Origin of the sequence: Pseudomonas sp. SWRI111 (assembly GCF_014268555.1) — a bacterium.
In the GTDB taxonomy this organism is placed as follows: Bacteria; Pseudomonadota; Gammaproteobacteria; order Pseudomonadales; family Pseudomonadaceae; genus Aquipseudomonas; species Aquipseudomonas hamedanensis.
Window position 1 is genome coordinate 1 of sequence record NZ_JABWQQ010000034.1, and the last position, 17448, is coordinate 17448.

The 17448-nt window shown below is 61.5% G+C and carries 20 protein-coding genes; 5 read left to right on the forward strand and 15 right to left on the reverse strand.

Annotated elements, in window-relative coordinates; translation table 11 throughout:
- Window positions 1-172: 172 nt before the first annotated feature.
- The 6 genes from hcnC to HU755_RS25360 all read right to left on the reverse strand — a co-directional run bounded on the left by hcnC (window position 173) and on the right by HU755_RS25360 (window position 5689).
- The gene (gene hcnC, locus HU755_RS25335) at window positions 173-1432 is read right to left on the reverse strand and encodes a cyanide-forming glycine dehydrogenase subunit HcnC (protein ID WP_186623435.1); all 1260 of its coding nucleotides are present in this window, start codon (window positions 1430-1432) and stop codon (window positions 173-175) included.
- Window positions 1425-2834, reverse strand: coding sequence for a cyanide-forming glycine dehydrogenase subunit HcnB (hcnB, locus tag HU755_RS25340; protein WP_186637757.1), 1410 nt, complete (start codon window positions 2832-2834; stop codon window positions 1425-1427). Before hcnB ends, hcnC begins: the two co-directional genes overlap by 8 nt.
- Window positions 2831-3145 (reverse strand): (2Fe-2S)-binding protein, encoded by a 315-nt coding sequence (locus HU755_RS25345; protein ID WP_186552596.1) that lies wholly within the window; start codon window positions 3143-3145, stop codon window positions 2831-2833. The genes hcnB and HU755_RS25345 overlap by 4 nt, the downstream gene beginning before the upstream one ends.
- Window positions 3146-3385: 240 nt before the next feature.
- Complete coding sequence (locus tag HU755_RS25350) at window positions 3386-3925, reverse strand: hypothetical protein (RefSeq protein ID WP_186637760.1); 540 nt, start codon at window positions 3923-3925, stop codon at window positions 3386-3388.
- 309 nt (window positions 3926-4234) lie between these two features.
- Window positions 4235-5164, reverse strand: a complete 930-nt coding sequence (locus tag HU755_RS25355) for a hypothetical protein (protein WP_186637763.1) — start codon at window positions 5162-5164, stop codon at window positions 4235-4237.
- Between the two features lie 189 nt (window positions 5165-5353).
- A complete protein-coding gene (locus HU755_RS25360; RefSeq protein WP_186637765.1) occupies window positions 5354-5689 on the reverse strand; it encodes a hypothetical protein in 336 nt (111 codons plus the stop codon).
- A gap of 166 nt (window positions 5690-5855) precedes the next feature.
- Here HU755_RS25360 and HU755_RS25365 point away from each other — a divergent pair, with 166 nt between their 5' ends.
- On the forward strand, window positions 5856-6539 hold the full coding sequence (locus HU755_RS25365; RefSeq protein WP_042609265.1) for a response regulator transcription factor: 684 nt from the start codon (window positions 5856-5858) through the stop codon (window positions 6537-6539).
- Window positions 6517-7911 (forward strand): HAMP domain-containing sensor histidine kinase, encoded by a 1395-nt coding sequence (locus HU755_RS25370; RefSeq protein ID WP_186637766.1) that lies wholly within the window; start codon window positions 6517-6519, stop codon window positions 7909-7911. Before HU755_RS25365 ends, HU755_RS25370 begins: the two co-directional genes overlap by 23 nt.
- Before the next feature lie 262 nt (window positions 7912-8173).
- Here HU755_RS25370 and HU755_RS25375 read toward each other — a convergent pair whose 3' ends face one another.
- The 3 genes from HU755_RS25375 to HU755_RS25385 form a co-directional block, all read right to left on the reverse strand.
- Entirely contained in the window at window positions 8174-8584 is a 411-nt protein-coding gene (locus HU755_RS25375) for an SRPBCC family protein (protein WP_186637768.1), read from the reverse strand.
- A 119-nt stretch (window positions 8585-8703) separates the two neighbouring features.
- A complete protein-coding gene (locus tag HU755_RS25380; RefSeq protein WP_186637770.1) occupies window positions 8704-9372 on the reverse strand; it encodes an HAD-IA family hydrolase in 669 nt (222 codons plus the stop codon).
- 55 nt (window positions 9373-9427) lie between these two features.
- On the reverse strand, window positions 9428-9841 hold the full coding sequence (locus HU755_RS25385) for a response regulator (protein ID WP_186552509.1): 414 nt from the start codon (window positions 9839-9841) through the stop codon (window positions 9428-9430).
- Between the two features lie 38 nt (window positions 9842-9879).
- Between HU755_RS25385 and HU755_RS25390 the strand changes: the two genes are divergently transcribed.
- A complete protein-coding gene (locus HU755_RS25390) occupies window positions 9880-10041 on the forward strand; it encodes a hypothetical protein (protein ID WP_186637772.1) in 162 nt (53 codons plus the stop codon).
- The gene (locus HU755_RS25395) at window positions 10038-10979 is read left to right on the forward strand and encodes a class I SAM-dependent methyltransferase (RefSeq protein ID WP_186637774.1); all 942 of its coding nucleotides are present in this window, start codon (window positions 10038-10040) and stop codon (window positions 10977-10979) included. Before HU755_RS25390 ends, HU755_RS25395 begins: the two co-directional genes overlap by 4 nt.
- A gap of 438 nt (window positions 10980-11417) precedes the next feature.
- Here HU755_RS25395 and HU755_RS25400 read toward each other — a convergent pair whose 3' ends face one another.
- Entirely contained in the window at window positions 11418-12050 is a 633-nt protein-coding gene (locus tag HU755_RS25400; RefSeq protein WP_186637776.1) for a TetR/AcrR family transcriptional regulator, read from the reverse strand.
- 166 nt (window positions 12051-12216) lie between these two features.
- Here HU755_RS25400 and HU755_RS25405 point away from each other — a divergent pair, with 166 nt between their 5' ends.
- Window positions 12217-12657, forward strand: a complete 441-nt coding sequence (locus HU755_RS25405) for a hotdog fold domain-containing protein (RefSeq protein WP_186637778.1) — start codon at window positions 12217-12219, stop codon at window positions 12655-12657.
- Window positions 12658-12722: 65 nt separating this feature from the next.
- Here HU755_RS25405 and HU755_RS25410 read toward each other — a convergent pair whose 3' ends face one another.
- The 5 genes from HU755_RS25410 to HU755_RS25430 form a co-directional block, all read right to left on the reverse strand.
- Window positions 12723-13409: a GNAT family N-acetyltransferase gene (locus tag HU755_RS25410; RefSeq protein WP_186552505.1), complete on the reverse strand. Its 687-nt coding sequence runs from the start codon at window positions 13407-13409 to the stop codon at window positions 12723-12725.
- A gap of 72 nt (window positions 13410-13481) precedes the next feature.
- Window positions 13482-14261, reverse strand: coding sequence for an energy transducer TonB (locus HU755_RS25415; protein WP_186637783.1), 780 nt, complete (start codon window positions 14259-14261; stop codon window positions 13482-13484).
- On the reverse strand, window positions 14258-14704 hold the full coding sequence (gene tolR, locus HU755_RS25420) for a protein TolR (RefSeq protein ID WP_186552503.1): 447 nt from the start codon (window positions 14702-14704) through the stop codon (window positions 14258-14260). The genes HU755_RS25415 and tolR overlap by 4 nt, the downstream gene beginning before the upstream one ends.
- A 13-nt stretch (window positions 14705-14717) precedes the next feature.
- Entirely contained in the window at window positions 14718-15428 is a 711-nt protein-coding gene (gene tolQ / locus HU755_RS25425) for a protein TolQ (RefSeq protein ID WP_186637786.1), read from the reverse strand.
- A gap of 90 nt (window positions 15429-15518) precedes the next feature.
- Window positions 15519-17423 carry a phytase gene (locus tag HU755_RS25430; RefSeq protein ID WP_186637797.1) on the reverse strand — a complete coding sequence of 635 codons (1905 nt, stop codon included), beginning with the start codon at window positions 17421-17423 and terminating at the stop codon, window positions 15519-15521.
- Between the last annotated feature and the right edge of the window lie 25 nt (window positions 17424-17448).

Here is a 17448-nt window from a genome sequence, read left to right on the forward strand (position 1 = left end):
TCGCGAAAGCGTCGTGTCAGCTAACACTTCAATGACTGACAGATTGCCTTCGCGGGCAAGCCCGCTCCCACAGTGGTCGAGTCGAACCGATTTTCGTGTACGACATAGAAACCCTGTGGGAGCGGGCTTGCCCGCGAAGAGGCCGGCACAGTCAACATCAATCTTGCTGAAGTCAGGCCAGTTCCAGCGCGGGCGCAGGCTCGACCGCCGCAACTGCAAACCGATCCGCCAGAAACGGTGTGATGTCCAGCGGTAGCGGCTCGTCATTCACCAACTTGTCCAACAACACACCGGTAATCGCCGAAGTCAGAATGCCGGTGCGAAAGTGCCCGCAAGCATTCAGATAACCCTCCACCCCGCGCATCGGGCCGAGGATCGGCAATTCATCCGGCGAGCCCGGGCGCAGCCCTGCCCAGGTGCGTTTCAGGTTGACGTCGGCAAGCTCCGGCAAGCAGCGCACCGCGCCCTGCACCAGCCCGGCGATTTCCGGGTAGGTGGTGGTGACGTCGAAGCCTTTGTCCTCGGTGGTGCTGCCGATGAGAATTTCGCCGTTGTCCTTCTGCGCGACGTAGCAGTCGCTGGTGGTCAGGCAGCCGTTGAGGATTTTCGGCATGCGCTCGGTCAGTAGAATCTGCCCTTTCACCGGTTTCACCGGAATGCGAATCCCCGTGGCCCACTCGCTCAAATCTGCCGCCCAGGCGCCGGCGGCGTTAATCAGGGTCTTGCAGTGAAACACCCCCGCCTCGGCCGTTTGCACGCCAGTGACGCGTGTGCCGTGATGCAGCACGCCGGTGACGTTGGTGTTGACGAAAATGTCGACGCCGTTCTGCCGCGCGCCTTCCATGTAGGCGTCGGCCAGACGAAACGGGCTGACCTGATGATCGCAAAGAAACTCCAGCGCTCCGCGTGCTTCATGGCTGACGCTCGGTTCCGCCTCGCGCAGCGCAGCCTGATCAAGCCAGCGCACCTGGTCGGCCAGATGCGGAATGCAGCCGACGATGTGCTCGGCATAGAGCCGGTCTTCATCGTCATAAATCACGAACTTCAGCCCGGTCTTTTCAAACTTGAAGTCCATGCCGTGGTTGTCTTTCAATTCGCGGTGCAGCGCCGGGTACAGCGCGTTGGACTGCAAGGCAAAGTCGAAAAACGATTCCGGCAGGATGTGCGGCGTGCTGGCGTCCACCGCCACCGCCGCGCCCTGGGTTTCTCGCTTGCGGTTGGCCGACATCATGCGGAAAAAAATCACTCCGCAGCCGAGGCCGACCGACTCGCCAATCGCCCACAAACCGCCGGCCGAAGCGCGGGTCGCATTGCCGGGGCGCTTGGCGTCGATCAATGCAACCTTGAGGTCTTTGCGCTTCGATAACTGGTAGGCGCAGGACGCGCCGATCACGCCGCCGCCGGCAATGACCACATCGTAGAACTTACTCATGGGCAGCGGCCTCCGTGCCGAGGGACTGGAACGCGGAAAAAGGCACCGGATCAATCGGAAAGCGCGGGCGCAGCCAGCCGACATCCTGGCGGCCTGTGGCCTGGCGCAGACGGTCAGTGCAATAGCCGACGCACATCCGCCCCTGACAATCGCCCATGCTCACGCGGGTGCGCATTTTCAGGCTGGCGATGTCTTGCACGCCCTGCTCCAGCGCCCGATCGATGTCGGCGCGGGTCGCGTGTTCGCAGCGGCAAATCACCGTGTCGGCCGCCGGCAAAGCCGTCTGGCCGGCGCCGCGTTCGGTGTAGCGATCCACCGCAGCACGGAAACGCACGATGGCTTTAAGTTTGCTCAGGTAACGGTCGCGGCGCACGCGGGCCAAGTCTTCTTCGAGCACGCCGCGTTGCAGCAGCATTGAAGTCGCGGCGATCCTGCCGGCCAGCATCGCCGCTTCACCGCCGCGAATCCCGCCCATGTCGCCGGCCAGGTGCACATGGGGCGCATTGCTTTGCTGCCAGATATTCGCATGAGCGCGCAGGTAGCCGTCGTCACTGAAACCGTGGTCGAGGCCCATCTGCTGACTCAGTTGGGTGCGTGGAATGAAGCCGTAACCGACGGCCAGGGTTTGCGCTTCGAAGCGCTCGACCCGCGACAGGTCCGGCTCCCAGGTCGCCGAATACGGGGCGACGCTGACGCTTTTCAGTTCGCCCTCGCCATGGGCTTCCACCACGCCCCAACCATAGTTCATCGGGATACCGTGTAATTTGAGGTACGCGAGCATGCTCAAGCCGTCGAGAAATAATTGCGGCTTGTTCAGCAGCGCCAGGCTTTCACGGGCAATTTTGCCGAAAGCGCAGGCCTCGTAGACACCCGCCACAGACACACCGGATGCATGCAACTGCGTCGCCACCAGCGGCAGCAGCGGCCCGGTGCCGGCGATGACCACCGGCCCTTGCGGTTTGACCACGCCACTTTTGATTTGCAGTTGCAGACCGCCGAGCAGAATGACGCCCGGCAGCGTCCAGCCGGGGAACGGCACACTGCGTTCGTGGCAACCAGCCGCGAGCAGCAACTGCGAGTATTCGATCTGCTGCAATTGCTCCCCGTCGTCCAGCACCACCAGCGCGCGGGTACCTTCAGCGCCTACCACGCGGTGGTTGAGGCGTACGTCGATCAGCGCGGCGTGTTCATGGAATTCGCCATGCAGTTTCCCCAGTACCTCTGAATAGCGCGGCCCCAGATAATCCAGTTGCACGCCGTCACGCAGCGGCCCGCGATAGACCACGCCGCCCAGGCGCGAAGCCTCTTCAAGCAGGGTGCAGCGCACGCCGTGGCGCGCCAGTTCGATGGCCGCCGCCATCCCCGCCGGCCCGCCGCCGACAATCACCGGTGGCAGGCTCATACGACCTCCTGACCGACAACGCGGTTGACCTGGGTTTCAATCTGCATGCCGTCGCGCACCACGGTCTGACAGGCGCGCCGCTTGTGCCGACCGTTGATTTTCACCAGGCAGCACTGGCACACGCCCATGCCGCAATAGGCGCCGCTGATTTGATTGTGGTCGTTGCGTGCGATCTGCCGCACGCCGAGTGACTGGATGACAGTGAGCACGGTTTCGCCGAGGGCGGCGCTGACCGCTTGGCCGTTGATGTGGACAGTCATGTCCGCCTGCACCAAGGGCTGGATATCGAAGGGTCTTTCTAGGCAGTTCATTGCGATGTTCGTCCGTGAAAATTTCAGGAGGAGTATTGCGCCAGCTCCTTGCTGCACTACACCGTGCGCCCCGTTTTTAATGCGTTCCATGGGGCGACTGCGGTACTCCGTCAGCGCAACAGGGTGCGCGTCAAAGCACTGTAGCTCATACCTCAGCAAAGGCCTGGATCATTTACGTTAGGCGATATCGCCAGAGGAAATATTGATCCAGGCCAGTGAAACGGGTGGGAGGTTCAACGATCAGTTGGAGAAAACGAACTGGCCTTTGATCTTCTTCGCGCCGAAAAAACCGAGGTCGGGAAACAACAGGTTTTTCAGCCACGCGACGTAGAAGATCATCGCCAGGGTGATTGCCACGCCGACCACCGTTCCCGTCGGGTCATCGCCGTATCCCTTGAACAGGCGCGGCACCTGGCTGATCGAAAGCACCACGTACACGGTGTAAGCGTGAGCCGCGTTGCGATAAAAACCCCAGGCGAACAGCAACGGCACGCCGCCAGCCAACAGCCCGAGGCCGATGGCGAATCCGGTGCTGATGGTCAGCCCGAGAAGATAGCCGCCCACCAGACCGATCAGCGCCTGAACACAGATCAGCCCCAGAAGGATTTTGATCTTGCCGGCGTGGCGCTCAAGCAGAGCCGGATCGGGGCGTGAGCCGATCAGGTACGCCAGCGCCTTGTCTTTCAGCGCACCGCCGGAGAACGCTTTGAACGTCTCGGTTTTCGAGCGGCCGGCATCGAGCATTTCGCCGACCTGACGTTTGATTTCCTTCTTGTCCAACGTGTTCTTCCTTAATGAATAAATGGGGGTGAAGCCGAGGTGCACTTCGGGTGCGGATTGTCGCTTTGTTGATGCGCCGAAAGCAAAAGGCTCAGGGATGCCTGAGCATTGCGCAGTGACTAAACGCAATTTATCGACCTTGTTTAAATCACAGTCCCAGAAAGCAAAAAGCCGCTTCCACCCGAAAGTGAAAGCGGCAGAGGCATCCTGCCTCAGAGGGATCAGTGCACGAACAGGGCGATCAGGATGATGATCGGGATCGGTACGCCGAGAAAGAACAGCAGTAATGAGCGCATGGGGACTCTCCTTTTAACGGACCGCAGTGGTCGTGGTGTAGGTGTCGACTTCGACGTACTCGACCGCATCGCGACGACGGCCGCCGAAGGTGGCGGCGAGGCTGGCGAAAAACGCACCGGCCAACAGCGCGACGAACATCCACAGCGAGGTGTAGGCAGCGACTTTCGCGGCGGTGTCGGCGGCTTGCTGGGCTTTCAGTTTGGCGTCGGCGATGGCTTTCTGCGTGCTGGCATAAATTTCATCGACACGGCGTTCGGCATCGGCCTGGGTCAGGTTGGTGCGTTGCGATACGAGCTGTGCGAGGTAGGTACGGTCCTCAGGGCTGAGCTGTCCGTTGGCCAAGCTCTGGGCGAAGATGCGGGTCACGGTGCCGCGCGCCGCGTCATCGCTGACGGCAGCCGGACGGTCATCGCGAAACAGGCTGTCGACGAAGTAGCCGTACTGATCGCTGTCAGTGTTGGCGGCGGCAGAACCGGCCGCCTGGCTCATCGCCCCGGCAGCGCCGCCAACTACATTGGCACCGGCCTGCACACCGCCGTTGACGACGCTGCTGACCGAGCCGACCACCAGAACAGCGGTGACCAAAGTGGCTACGCACCAGGCCAGGAAACCGTGCGCGGTGTCGCGAAAGTAGACTTCATCACCGTGCATGTTGGCCCATTTCACCCGCAGCCGACCGGCTATATAGCCGCCCATGCCGGAAGCAATGATCTGCGTTACCGCCAGCCAGACAATCGTCGAAATGCCCAGGCCCTTGGCGCTGACGCCCTCTCCGGCCCACGGTGATACAGCCGAAAAGCCCAGGCCGAAACCGAGCAGCACGAGGATCATCGACAGCGCAGCGGCAGCCGCGGCACCCGCAAAGATCGCGCCCCAGGACACGCCGGACACGCTGCTCGACTCTTCCAAGGCAGGATAATAGCCATCAGGGGATCTATTCATTGTTGTACTGCTCCAGGCATGAAAAATGGTGTTACAACTCGTCATGTGAGCAAGTGCAGTGACCGTGCCAGTTGCAGCGAACAAATAAATACTTGGTTTTCAATAAGTTATAAAAGACGAATTTGGTGAGACGTTGCAAATTGCAACACCCGCTGAATAACAGCGGGTTTTATGCATTGGCTGATTCGATCATTTTCGCTTGTAGCTCTTGCTTCCGCCGGGCGTCAGGCAATACACGCCGCCACGCGGTCCTGTGCAAAACGAGCCGGTACCACAGGCGCAACCATCGTCGCTCTGCAGGAAGTTCTGCGGGCGTACCGACTGGCGTTCGCCGAACATCGCCGCGCAGCTCTTCTTCGAACCGCTGATCGAGCCGTCATTGCACAGGAACAGATCGCCGTCGCAACGGTCAATTCCGCCTTTCTTGCCGGAACAAGGCGTGTTGGCAGACAGAGCGAGACTGCTGCTGAACACCAGCAAAAGCAGAACAATCGGCCTCCAGCCCCGGCTAATCAATATAATCACAGCGCCACTCCTGTTGGACTTTATGGCCAGATGATATCAACCTTTCCGCCATTAGGACGCTTGTCCCGGCGAATGGCAGTTACAACATGAAAGTTAATTTAAAGCGTCACGGCAAATTCTTGGCAAAATGCTGCCATTGCGTTTAACCCGATCAGCAGGCCTGCCTATGACTCGAATCTTGACCATCGAAGACGACGCCGTGACCGCGCGGGAAATCGTTGCCGAACTGAGCAGCCACGGGCTGGACGTCGACTGGGTCGACAATGGCCGCGAAGGCCTCGACCGCGCCGTCAGCGGCAACTACGACTTGATCACCCTGGACCGCATGTTGCCCGAGCTGGACGGCTTGGCCATCGTCACCACTTTGCGCACCATGGGCGTAGCGACGCCGATTCTGATGATCAGTGCGCTGTCCGATGTTGATGAGCGCGTGCGTGGTTTGCGCGCCGGTGGCGATGACTACTTGACCAAACCGTTTGCCACCGACGAAATGGCCGCACGGGTTGAGGTGTTGCTGCGTCGGCAAAACAGCGTTGCCACCCAGGCCACCACGTTGAAAGTCGCTGACCTGGAACTGGACTTGATCAGCCACGAAGCCCGGCGTGCCGAGCAGGTGCTGACGCTGTTGCCGACCGAGTACAAGCTGCTGGAATTCCTGATGCGCAACAGCGGCCAGATCCTTTCGCGGATGATGATTTTCGAGGAAGTCTGGGGCTACCACTTCGACCCGGGCACCAACCTCATCGACGTGCACATCGGCCGTCTGCGCAAGAAGATCGACGCCGCCGGCCACGTGCCGCTGATCCGCACGGTACGGGGCTCCGGCTATGTCATTGCCGAACCCGTCTGACGGCTGGCGCTCCTCCAGCAGCCGCTTGCTGGCGTTGTACAGTTCGCTGTTCGTGGCGTGGAGCGCGATCCTCATGGGGGTCATGTATTACGAGGTGTCCGGCTACCTCGACAAGCTCGCCAAACACTCGCTGATGCAACGTCAGCATCTGTTTTCGCACTTTCGCGGCGAACAGCTTGAAGACGCCCTCGCCGCGAGCATGACCTTCGACATTCGCGGCATCGACGCCTACGGCCTGTTCGACGCCAACGGCGTGTACCTCGGCGGTGCGCTCCAGCAAATCCCCGAAGGTCTGCCGCTGGACGGCAAGATCCACATGCTCGCCGAGTGCGCCGACTCCGACGACCCGACCCTGCCCAGCGACAGCTGCGATGCCGTGGCCACCCAGACTCGCGACGGTCGCTGGCTGGTGCTGCTGCGCGACAACGGCTCGCTGTTTGCGGTAACACGGATCATTCTGCACGCGTTGCTCTGGGGGGTGTCGCTGACGATTCTGCCGGGGATCGCCGGCTGGCATCTGCTGCGGCGGCGCCCGCTGCAACGGATCCGCGCGATTCAGGACCGTGCCCAGGCCATCGTCGCCGGGGATCTGGCCCAGCGTCTGCCGCTGTCCAATCGCCGCGATGAGCTGGACATGCTCGCCGCCATCGTCAACGCCATGCTGGAACGCATCGAGCGCTTGATGAACGAAGTCAAAGGCGTGTGCGACAACATCGCCCATGACCTGCGCACACCGCTGACCCGCTTGCGCGCGCAGTTGTACCGCATGCAGCAACAGGCCGGCGAAGGCACGCAGGAGGCGGCGCAACTGGATCTGGTGCTGGCTGAAGCGGATACGCTGATGGCGCGCTTTCGCGGTCTGCTGCGGATTTCCGAATTGGAAGATCGTCAGCGCCGCTCAGGTTTTGTCGAACTCGACCCGGTGCAATTACTCGAGGAGTTACACGCGTTTTACCTGCCGCTGGCCGAGGAAGGTGATTTGCGTTTCCAACTGAACATGCCGGAAACGCTGCCGCCCCTCAATGGCGACCGGGCGTTGCTGTTCGAGGCACTGGCGAACCTGTTGAGCAACTCGATCAAGTTCACCCCGCCCGGTGGAACGGTGATGTTACGCGGGGTCAACGCGGGCGGGCGAACGCGCATCGAGGTTCACGATTCAGGCCCGGGGATTCCCGAGGCTGAACGTGAAGCAGTGTTCCAGCGTTTCTATCGCACCGAAGGCGGACAACCCCACAGTGGCTTTGGCCTCGGCCTGTCGATTGTCGCGGCGATTGTCAGCTTGCACGGTTTCAGCCTTGAAGTCGGCAGCAGCGATCTGGGCGGGGCGAAACTGCTGCTCGATTGTCGGCAGAGCTTGATTGAAAACTCCTGATACCCACTTGAAACGCAACCCCTGTAGGAGTGAGCCTGCTCGCGATTGCGTCGGGTCAGCGACAAATGCGCTGAATGACACACCGCTTTCGCGGGCAAGCCCGCTCCCACAAGGGCTGGCGGCGCCGACACCCTTTGCGGCCAGCCACAAAACAGTGTGGGAGCGGGCTTGCTCGCGAAGGCGTCGGGTCAGTCAACATAGGTATCGACTGGGACGACGCTATCGTGAGCAGGCTCACTCCTACAGGGGGATTGTGGTGTTCTCAGGTTGGGTAATTGGCCCGCAGGGCGTCGAGGCCGCCTTGGTAGATGCCAGTGAACAATGCCACCACTTCGTCATCGCTCACGCCGACGGCGTTAAAGCTTCCCGACCAAACGACCCGGGCGCCCTGCCCTTGGGCCTCGACCTTGATCGTTGCCAGATAATCACTCGCCGGGAACGGTGCCTGTTCGATTGAATAGCTGTAAGTCTTCGCGGCGTTATCAAAGGTTTGCAAGCGCTCGATCACCACGGCACCGTCCGCAGTGCGCAGGGTGCGGACACGCCCGCCTTCGCTCAGCTCGCTGCTGGCAATGAACGGCAGCCAATCCGGCAGCGTGTTGAAGCCGCCGATCAATTGCCAGACCTGTTCGGCCGAGGCCGGGATGTCAATGGTTGCGGATGCTGTAGGCATAAAAACCTCTCTCTCGAAGGATTCAGATAGTCGGATTTTAACGATATGAACAGCGCAAAAACCTGTGGGAGCGAGCTTGCTCGCGAAGGCGAACTGATATTCGCCACAAAAATCTGACGTCAGTTTTTTTGCAGGCGTAATCGACCATTGCTATCCACATCGACACGTAGCGCGTCGTAACTGGCCAGCGTCGCGTGCGCCGTTTCAATCGGGTGTTGATGAGTGGTGGTGATGATCATCAGTGCCGCCCCCGCCGCTTCCGCTGCCTGAATGCCGACAGCGGCGTCTTCGAAAATCAGGCAGTCCGCAGGCTCGACGCCAAGCCGTTTCGCACCGAGCAAATAACCCGCAGGATCAGGCTTGCCGGCCTGTACGTCTTCAGCCGTGATCATCACCGCCGGTTCGGCAATTCCCGCTGCCGCCATTCGCCGCAGGGCCAGGTCCCGTGGCGCCGAGGTCACCATGGCCCAACGGTCTCGCGGCAAGCGGTTGAGAAATGCCGCTGCGCCGGGAATCTCGACAATGCCTTCAACATCATCGATTTCCGCCGCGGTGATAAACGCCGCCTGTTCCTGCGCATTCACGCCCGCCAGGTTCAGGCGCGTGATCGTATCGATGGCCCGCGCGCCATGAATGGTCGGCAGAAACGCCTCGACATCGACGCCATGGCGCACGGCCCAGGCTGACCAGATGCGCTCGGCGGCGGCGATGGAATTGAGGACGGTGCCGTCCATGTCGAACAGGAAAGCGCCGAAGGCGCGCTCGAAAACCGATGTGTTAGCAGACAAAGGGGCAAATCCTCTGACAGATGGCCGGGCAGATGAGCCCGGCAATGTAGCATTGTCAGTGCAGGCGCGGTGCCTTGGCTTTGAACGCGCTCTCGACGCAATCGAGCAACTGGCCGATGGCCCACGGCTTCTTGATGAACGCGACCGTGTGCTTGACCCCCGAGGTCTCCGGCGTTTCATAGCCGGACATGACCATCACCGGTTTTTCCGGCCAGCGGTCGCCGACCAGATTGGCCAGGTCGGCACCATTGAGGGTGCCGGGCATGGTGATGTCGGTCAGCAACAGCGCGACGTCCGCCGCATGCTGCTCCAGATACAGTGATGCAGCGTCGGCGCTGATTTGCGGTTCGACCTTGAACCCTTCTTCCTGAAGAATTTCGCAGAGAAATTCCAGAATCAACGGATCGTCCTCGACAACCAGAATCAATCCGCCAGGAAGGTGCGCGCTCGACGTAGGTGTAGGGCACATGAACAGCACTCCCCCGAATTACATTTTCGAATAGCGGCTTGAATCCGCTGCTTATCTGGTATGAGCAGCGTGTCTTGCATAAATTCATTTTTGATACAGCTGTTTTCTACAAGGTGTTGTTTTCGGGCGGCAACGAGCGTCCCGAGCGCTCATTTATGGTTAAAATGCCGGCCCTTTTTCTGGCCGATCCTGACCGATGAACCCTCAAGCCCTCGCCACCCTCCACGCCCATGTGCTGCCTGCACTGGCGGCAGCACCGAGCGAAACCCGCCGACTGTTTCACGGCCGCGGACGTTGCTGGCCGGGGCTGGAGCAACTGACCGTGGACTGGTTACAGGGCGTGGTGCTGGTGTCGCTGTTCAAGGAACCGGCGCCGGAGCAATTGCAAGGTCTCAAGGAAACGCTGCTGCAACTGGCCGCTTCGCCGCAATGGCAGCAGTGCGGCGCGCACACCTTGTTGCTCCAGCATCGATACCTGCCGCAAAGCACGGCCGAATGGCTGATCGGTGGGGAAATCGACGAAATGACCATCGTCGAGGGCGGCTTGCAGTACCGCGTCGACCTTGGGCGCAAGCAGAACACCGGGCTGTTTCTCGATATGCGTTTCGGGCGCAACTGGGTGCGCGAACAGGCGGCAGGCAAGCGCGTGCTGAACCTGTTTGCCTACACCTGCGGTTTTTCCGTGGCGGCGATCGAGGGTGGCGCCAGCCATGTGGTCAATCTGGATATGTCCCGCGCGGCGCTGAGCCGGGGGCGCGACAACCATCGCTTGAACGGCCACGACCTGAGCAAAGTGAGTTTTCTCGGCCACGACCTGTTCAAATCCTGGGGCAAAGTGATCAACAGCGGTCCGTACGATCTGGTGATCATCGATCCGCCATCGTTCCAGAAAGGCAGCTTCTTGCTGACCAAGGATTACCAGCGTGTCCTGCGGCGCCTGCCGGAACTGCTGACAGCGCAAGGCACCGTGCTGGCCTGCATGAACGACCCGTCGTTCGGCCCGGACTTCCTGATTGATGGCGTGACCCAGGAAGCGCCGAGCCTGCGCTTCGAACAGCGGCTGGACAACCCGCCGGAGTTCCCCGATATCGACCCGCAAAGCGGCCTCAAGGCCCTGGTCTTCCAGCGCATCACCTGACACACCAGCAATCCCTGTGGGAGCGAGCCTGCTCGCGAAGGCGCTGTATCAGTCAGCTGATTTTTTCTGACCACCGCCATCGCGAGCAGGCTCACTCCTACATTGACTGCGGCTAGACACAACAGCCACTGAAGCCACAAAAACCTGTGGGAGCGAGCTTGCTCGCGAAGGGGCCTGCACAGCCAACATCCCCGCCGCCTGACCCACCGCCTTCGCGAGCAGGCTCGCTCCCACATTGACTGTGGCTAGACACAACAGCCGCAAACACCACAAAAACCTGTGGGAGCGGGCTTGCTCGCGAAGGGGCCTGCACAGTCAACATCTCCGCCGCCTGACCCACCGCCTTCGCGAGCAGGCTCACTCCTACATTGACCGCGGCTAGACACAACAGCCGCAAACACCACAAAAACCTGTGGGAGCGAGCCTGCTCTGCGCGTATCAGTCCCCAGCCGGCGCCTCAGCGCGAATCGAGCGCCATGCCGCTTGCGCGAGTATTTCGCGATAGGCGGTCGGACTGCCCTTGACCCGACCGGCCAGCCAGGCCCGGCAATAGCTGTCTGCCTGGCCGATGATCAGCGATGGCAACAGTTCGGCGGGCAGCTGCTGAAGTTCAGCGGCGCGCCCGGACTCAGCCAGCCATTGGCGCAGACGCAGATTGCGCGTTTTGTTGCGCTCGGCCAGCTCCTCCCTGAACGGCCCTTTTGTCACGGCAAAGCGCGCGTGGTACTGAAAGCGCGCCCACTGCGGCTGTTGCTCGACCCAGTCGACGTAGCTGAAAACCAGCGCCTGCACGCCTTCTTCGGTGGTCTTCGCCGCGTCCAGATACGCATCGCGCAGGCGCGCCTGATCCTCCAGCGCGGTGAAGAACAGCGCCGCTACCAAACCTTCCTTATTACCGAAATGGTGGTAGATCGCGCCGACGCTGGTGTCGCATTCGGCGCGAATCATCTCGATGGTGGTGGCCTCGATCCCCTGTTCGTTGAACAGGCTCAGGGCCTTGCGAAAAATATCGCGCTTGAGTTCGGCACGGCGGCCGGGGTAGCTGCGTTCCAGTAAATCGGCGGTGTCCATGCTGCTTGAGGCCTGAAAACGAGGTTGGAAAAAGGCAGGCATTGCCCGTGAGAAAAGCACGCCTAGGTTGACAGATTTCCCTCAGACAGAATACCGTTCCGTTACAGAACATTATTCTGTAAAGGAACATCGTTCTGCCAACCAGCCTAAATCAGGGGTCTTTCTCATGAGTCAGTCGCTCAGCATGTTCAACAGCGTCGGTGCCGACGCTTTCAGCAAAATGGCCTGCCAGTTCGCACCGTATTTCAGCACCATCAATCCGCTGATCAGTGAACTGCGCCCAAACGCAGCCACCGTGCAGGTGCCGTTTCGCAAGGAGATCACCAATCACCTCGGCACGGTGCATGCGATCGCCCTGTGCAACGCGGCAGAACTGGCCGGCGGGATGATGACCGATGTGTCGATTCCCGACGGCGCTCGCTGGATCCCCAAAGGCATGACCGTGGAATATCTGGCCAAAGCCAAGACCGACGTGACCGCCGTCGCCAGCGCTGAGGGGGTGGATTGGCACAGCGATGGCGACAAGATCGTCACTGTCGACATCCACGATAGCGAAGACAAGAAAGTGTTCACGGCGCGGATCACCATGAACGTCAAGCTCGGTTGAGATTGCAAACACAAAAAAGCCCTTGCTGCGCGGTTCGCAACAAGGGCTTCTGGCCTACAGCCAAATCAGTGCAAGGTCAGGCGCTGACGGACAAATGCTTCAACGTGGCGACTGGTCTGATCCAGGTGCCGGTCACGCTGTTTTTCCGCATCGAGCATCGCGCGCTTGCCGTTTTTCTGCAGCAGGTAGGTGTGAATCTGTTGCACCTCCAGCGAACGGTAGATCGGCGTTGTGTCGATAAAGCCGCGCAAGCCGTTGCTGCGGTAATGCCGGGTGCTCATCAGCACCTGGGTCTCGCGCTGACCGATTACCTCGAAACCCATCGCCTCAAAATACGGCACCTTGCCGACGCTACACGCCAGTTCCGCATGGGGATACCGCCCGACCATCTCGGCGATCATCGCCCGCGCCACACCCTGACGGCGATGCCCGTCGCGCACCGCCAGGTAAGCGACGCTGCACGCTTCCCAATCACCCTGCACCGGCAGGTACAACAGAAAGCCGATGACCTGTTCCGGGTCGTCATCAGCGCTGGCAACCAGCAACTCCACCTCGGTGCCCTTTTCGCCATTCAACGCTTCCAGATACAGATGCACCTCATAGCCGACCGCGTACTGATAAACGTTGTACAACAGATTGCTCGGGCCGAGGCCGACGGCGCTGATGTCGGTCAGGTAATCGACGACCATTTGCAGGATCTGGCTGTTGACGCTTTCGGGGCATGGGGTTGTGTAGTGGGTGATGCGTGGCATGGGCGAACTCCGGCGGAAAACCGCGACATCATACCCTGTGCTTCCCCCAGGCATGCACGGATCACAGACCGCTCACTTGATCCGATAGTGAAAGGTATTGCGCACCGCCGGCACGGACACCGCGACGCCGTCGATGATCCGCGGCTGATACTTGAACGTCTGCGCCGCGGCCAGCGATGGCCGGATGAACAGCGGATGGCAGCCGTCGAGGACCCTGGGGTTCTCGACCCGGCCCTGCGGGTTGACCGTGTACTCCACCGAGCAATCGCCTTCAATATTTTTGTCCAGCGCACGCTCCGGATATTCCGGCGCCTCTTTGCTCAGCGGCAGGTATTGACGGCTATCGGCGAGCGCCTGCTGACGGGTGCGCTCGGCCTGCTGCGCTTGCTGCTGCGCCGCTTGCTGTTGCGCCAGCCGTTGCTGCGCAGCGGCGGTTTCTTGCGCTTGCTGCTGCTCGCGTTGCTGCTCGACCTGTTGTTCGCGCTGGCGTTCCTCCACGCGTTTGCGGGCCAGTGCCGCGGCTTGCGGTTTGTGTGCCGCAGGTTTTGCCGCCGCGAGCGGTTTCGCAGGGGCGACGGCAGCAGCCACCGCCGGCTCGATGATCGGCGCGGGTGTGGCAACGGGTTCAGGTGCCGGAGCGGGCGCGGCGGGCGCGACCATCACCAGTTGCGTGGTCAACACGGGCGGCGGTTTGACCTCAGGCGCCGGCGCCGACCATGTGTGGATGAGCAAGCCCAGCACCACCGCGTGCAGTGCCAGCGCCAGCGCGGCGGCGAGACTGTGCTGGCGCAAATTCCGCCGGGGCATGGACGCGGTCATCGTAGAAGGACTGTGCATGATCATCGCCGTCATTGCGGGGCCTCGGTCACCAGGCCGAGGTGGCTTACCCCGCCCTGCTGCAGCACCGCCATCGCCGCGACCACCCGGCCATAACCGGCGTCCTTGTCGGCGCGGATGTACACCTGAGTGTCGGGGCGTTGCGCGACAATCTGCTCGACCTTGGCGCGCATGTCATCGAGGGCGACGGCGCTGTCGGTCTGGTGCTGCGTATCCAGTTCGCCGCCCAGGTTCCAGTAATAACCACCCTCGGCTTTTACCGACAGCGTCAGAATCTGCTGGCGCGTGTCGCTGGCCAGGGCTTCGCTGGCAATTTTCGGCAACTCGACTTTTACCCCCTGGGTCAGCATCGGTGCGGTCACCATGAAAATCACCAACAGCACCAGCATCACGTCGATGTAAGGCACCACGTTCATTTCGGCCTTGGGGCCGTGCTTGCGTTGCGGCCGGACGAGCATCGTTGTCTCTCCTTCACGCCGCAGCGGCAATGTTCATTGGCGTGCCGTGCAACTGGCGATGCAGGCGCACTTGCAGTTCGTTGCCGAAGGCGTAGTAACGCGTCAGCAGGGTCTGGCTGCGCGCCGCAAACCGGTTGTAAGCGATGACCGCCGGGATCGCCGCGAACAGGCCGATGGCGGTGGCAATCAACGCTTCGGCGATGCCTGGCGCAACCGTTGATAGCGTGGCTTGCTGGACCTGAGACAAACCGAGGAAGGAATTCATGATGCCCCACACGGTGCCGAACAAACCGATGTACGGACTCACCGAACCGACCGTGGCGAGGAACTGCAAACCTTTTTCCAGTTGCAACTCCTGCTCGCTGATGGCCACATGCAGAGCCCGCTCTACGCCTTCCTGGACGGCATCGGCGAGATTGCCGGCGTGCTGATTGAGGTGGCGAAACTCAGCGAATCCGGCATTGAAAATCGGCTCGATCCCCGCCTCGGCATCATCGACCTGCGCCGTTTCGCGGTACAGCGGCAACAATTCCGGGGTCGAACGAAAACGCTGGAGGAACGCGCTCAACTGACGGTCGCGCCGTTGCAGCACGCGGCCGCGCTGGATGATCAGATACCAGCTGACCAGCGAGGCCAGCAACAGGGTGAGCATCACGGCTTTGACCAAAAGACTGGCATCGCTGATCAGCCCCCAGATCGTCATGTGTTCGAGCGTGGCCTGCATGGTGAATCTCCTTGTGGGCAATGGCCGGTACGGTCAAGGCAACAACCGCACCGCTATTCGATGAAAAATGGATGACCGGTTGATGACGGCTCAGGGCAACTTCAGCGCTTTGGTCACCTCGGCCCAGGGCACGAACTTGAAGTTCTGACTTTGCTCGGGCATGCGCTTGCGGCCGTCCTGCACCACCAGCAAGCCCTGGCTCCAAGGCCCGCCGAGGTTGGCCGAGGTGACCTCCAGACCGTCTGTTTCCGACGCTCCGTCAATCCCGGCGGACGCATTGAGCCCGACCCGGAACGCCCCGCGCATAGCAAAGGGCGGCTCGGCGTCCAGCAGCAGATAGCTGTCATTGCCCTGGCTTGAGACGACGAGGTAATCGCGCGTCTGGCTCTGATACAGCGCCAGCCCTTCAACATCAGCGTGCAGCGGCCCGCCAACCTTGATCACGCTGGTCAGGGTCGCGGGTTGATCGGCACGGGCGTCCACGGCCCAGACACCGACGTCCTCTTCACCAATAAACAGACGCTGGCGCTGGTCGTCGGCAACGCAACCTTCAGGCTGGCTATCGACCTTGAAACGCCGCACCAACTCGCCCTGAACCTTGCCGTCGGGGGCGCCAAGCCGGTATTGCAGAAAGGTGCCATCCTTGTCGTTGGCGATGGCGTAGATTTCGCCGCTGGCCGGTTGAAACAGGCACAGGCCGTAGATGTCCTGCAACGGCGTCGGCACTTCGCCGATGGCGCGCAGTTGGCCGCTGTGGCGGTCGATGGCGAACAGGCTGAGGCTGTTGTGATCGCGATGACTGGCCACCGCCAGATCCACCGTCTGCGTACCCAGTTTGAAGTGGGCCCGCACATCCACGTTGTTCAGGCGTCCGACCGGCAACTCCTGTACTTGCCGGCCTTGCAGGTCATACACCAGCAGGCCCTGCTTCTTATTGGTGCCGAGCACACGGCTGAGCGACGGTTGCTGCGGATGCACCCAGATTGCAGGATCATCCGCCGCATCGCCCTGACGCGCGACCGGCGCGCTCTGCGCCTGCGCAGTCACGGTGGGCAGCACCGGCGGCAGCGGCACCGACGCGGCTTGCCAGTCGAGATGGCCTTGGTAAACGCGGCCATCGTCATCGTCACGAATCAGCACCTGCAAACCGCTGCCGGCTGGCTGCACAGCGAGATCCTGCGGTTCCTTCAACCCCGCCAAGGGCAAGGTCGCCTGCGCCGTCCAGCCCTCGCCCTGCTGCTGATAGAGGTGCAACTGTGCGGCTTTCGGGTCAAGCCCGAGGATGCCACCAGAGAGCACGGCCATGGCGCCGGCCTCGCCACTGATCTGGCCGAATGGTTCGCGCAGGGCCACCGGTAAGCGCATCACCTCGCCCTCAGCCTGCGCGGGGTAGGCCCACCAGCCGACGTTTTCTTCGTTGACCAGCAGATGCTGCGCAGCGTCGTCGACCCGACAGAACGTCGCCGACGGTGGCAATGGCAGGCCGCGCACGCGCTGGGCCTGAGCGTTGAGCGTGACGCCGTTGCCCACCAGCCATTGCTCGCCCTTGCCCTCCTCACCGACGAGAAACACAAACAGGTTGTCGGCGTCGTCGCGGTACAGGCACAGGCCGTTCACGGCGAAGTCCCGGGTGGGCAAATACAACGGCGTGCCCCATTGCCGCCGCTCGGCATTCAGGCCCACGACCAGCGCCTGCTGGCGCGCGGTGTCGAGGCTGGCGACCCACGTGCCGCGAGCGGATGCGCGGCTGTCCAGGCTGCTGAACGAACCTTGCAACCGGGCGCGCTCGGCGCCTTGGGCATCGAGCAACAACAGACCTTGCGCGGGACTTATCGCCAGGCGCAGGTCTCCGGGCAGAAAACTCAGTGCCTCAAGCTTGAGCGTCGGCGCCCACGGTTCGAGCGTCAGGCTCGGCGTGGCCGCCAGGGTCGGGCCGGCGAACAGGCTGATCAGCGTCGCCAGCAGCCAGCGTTGGTGTCGCGAATGAATACTCATGAACCGGCAGAATCCTTGTCGTGCG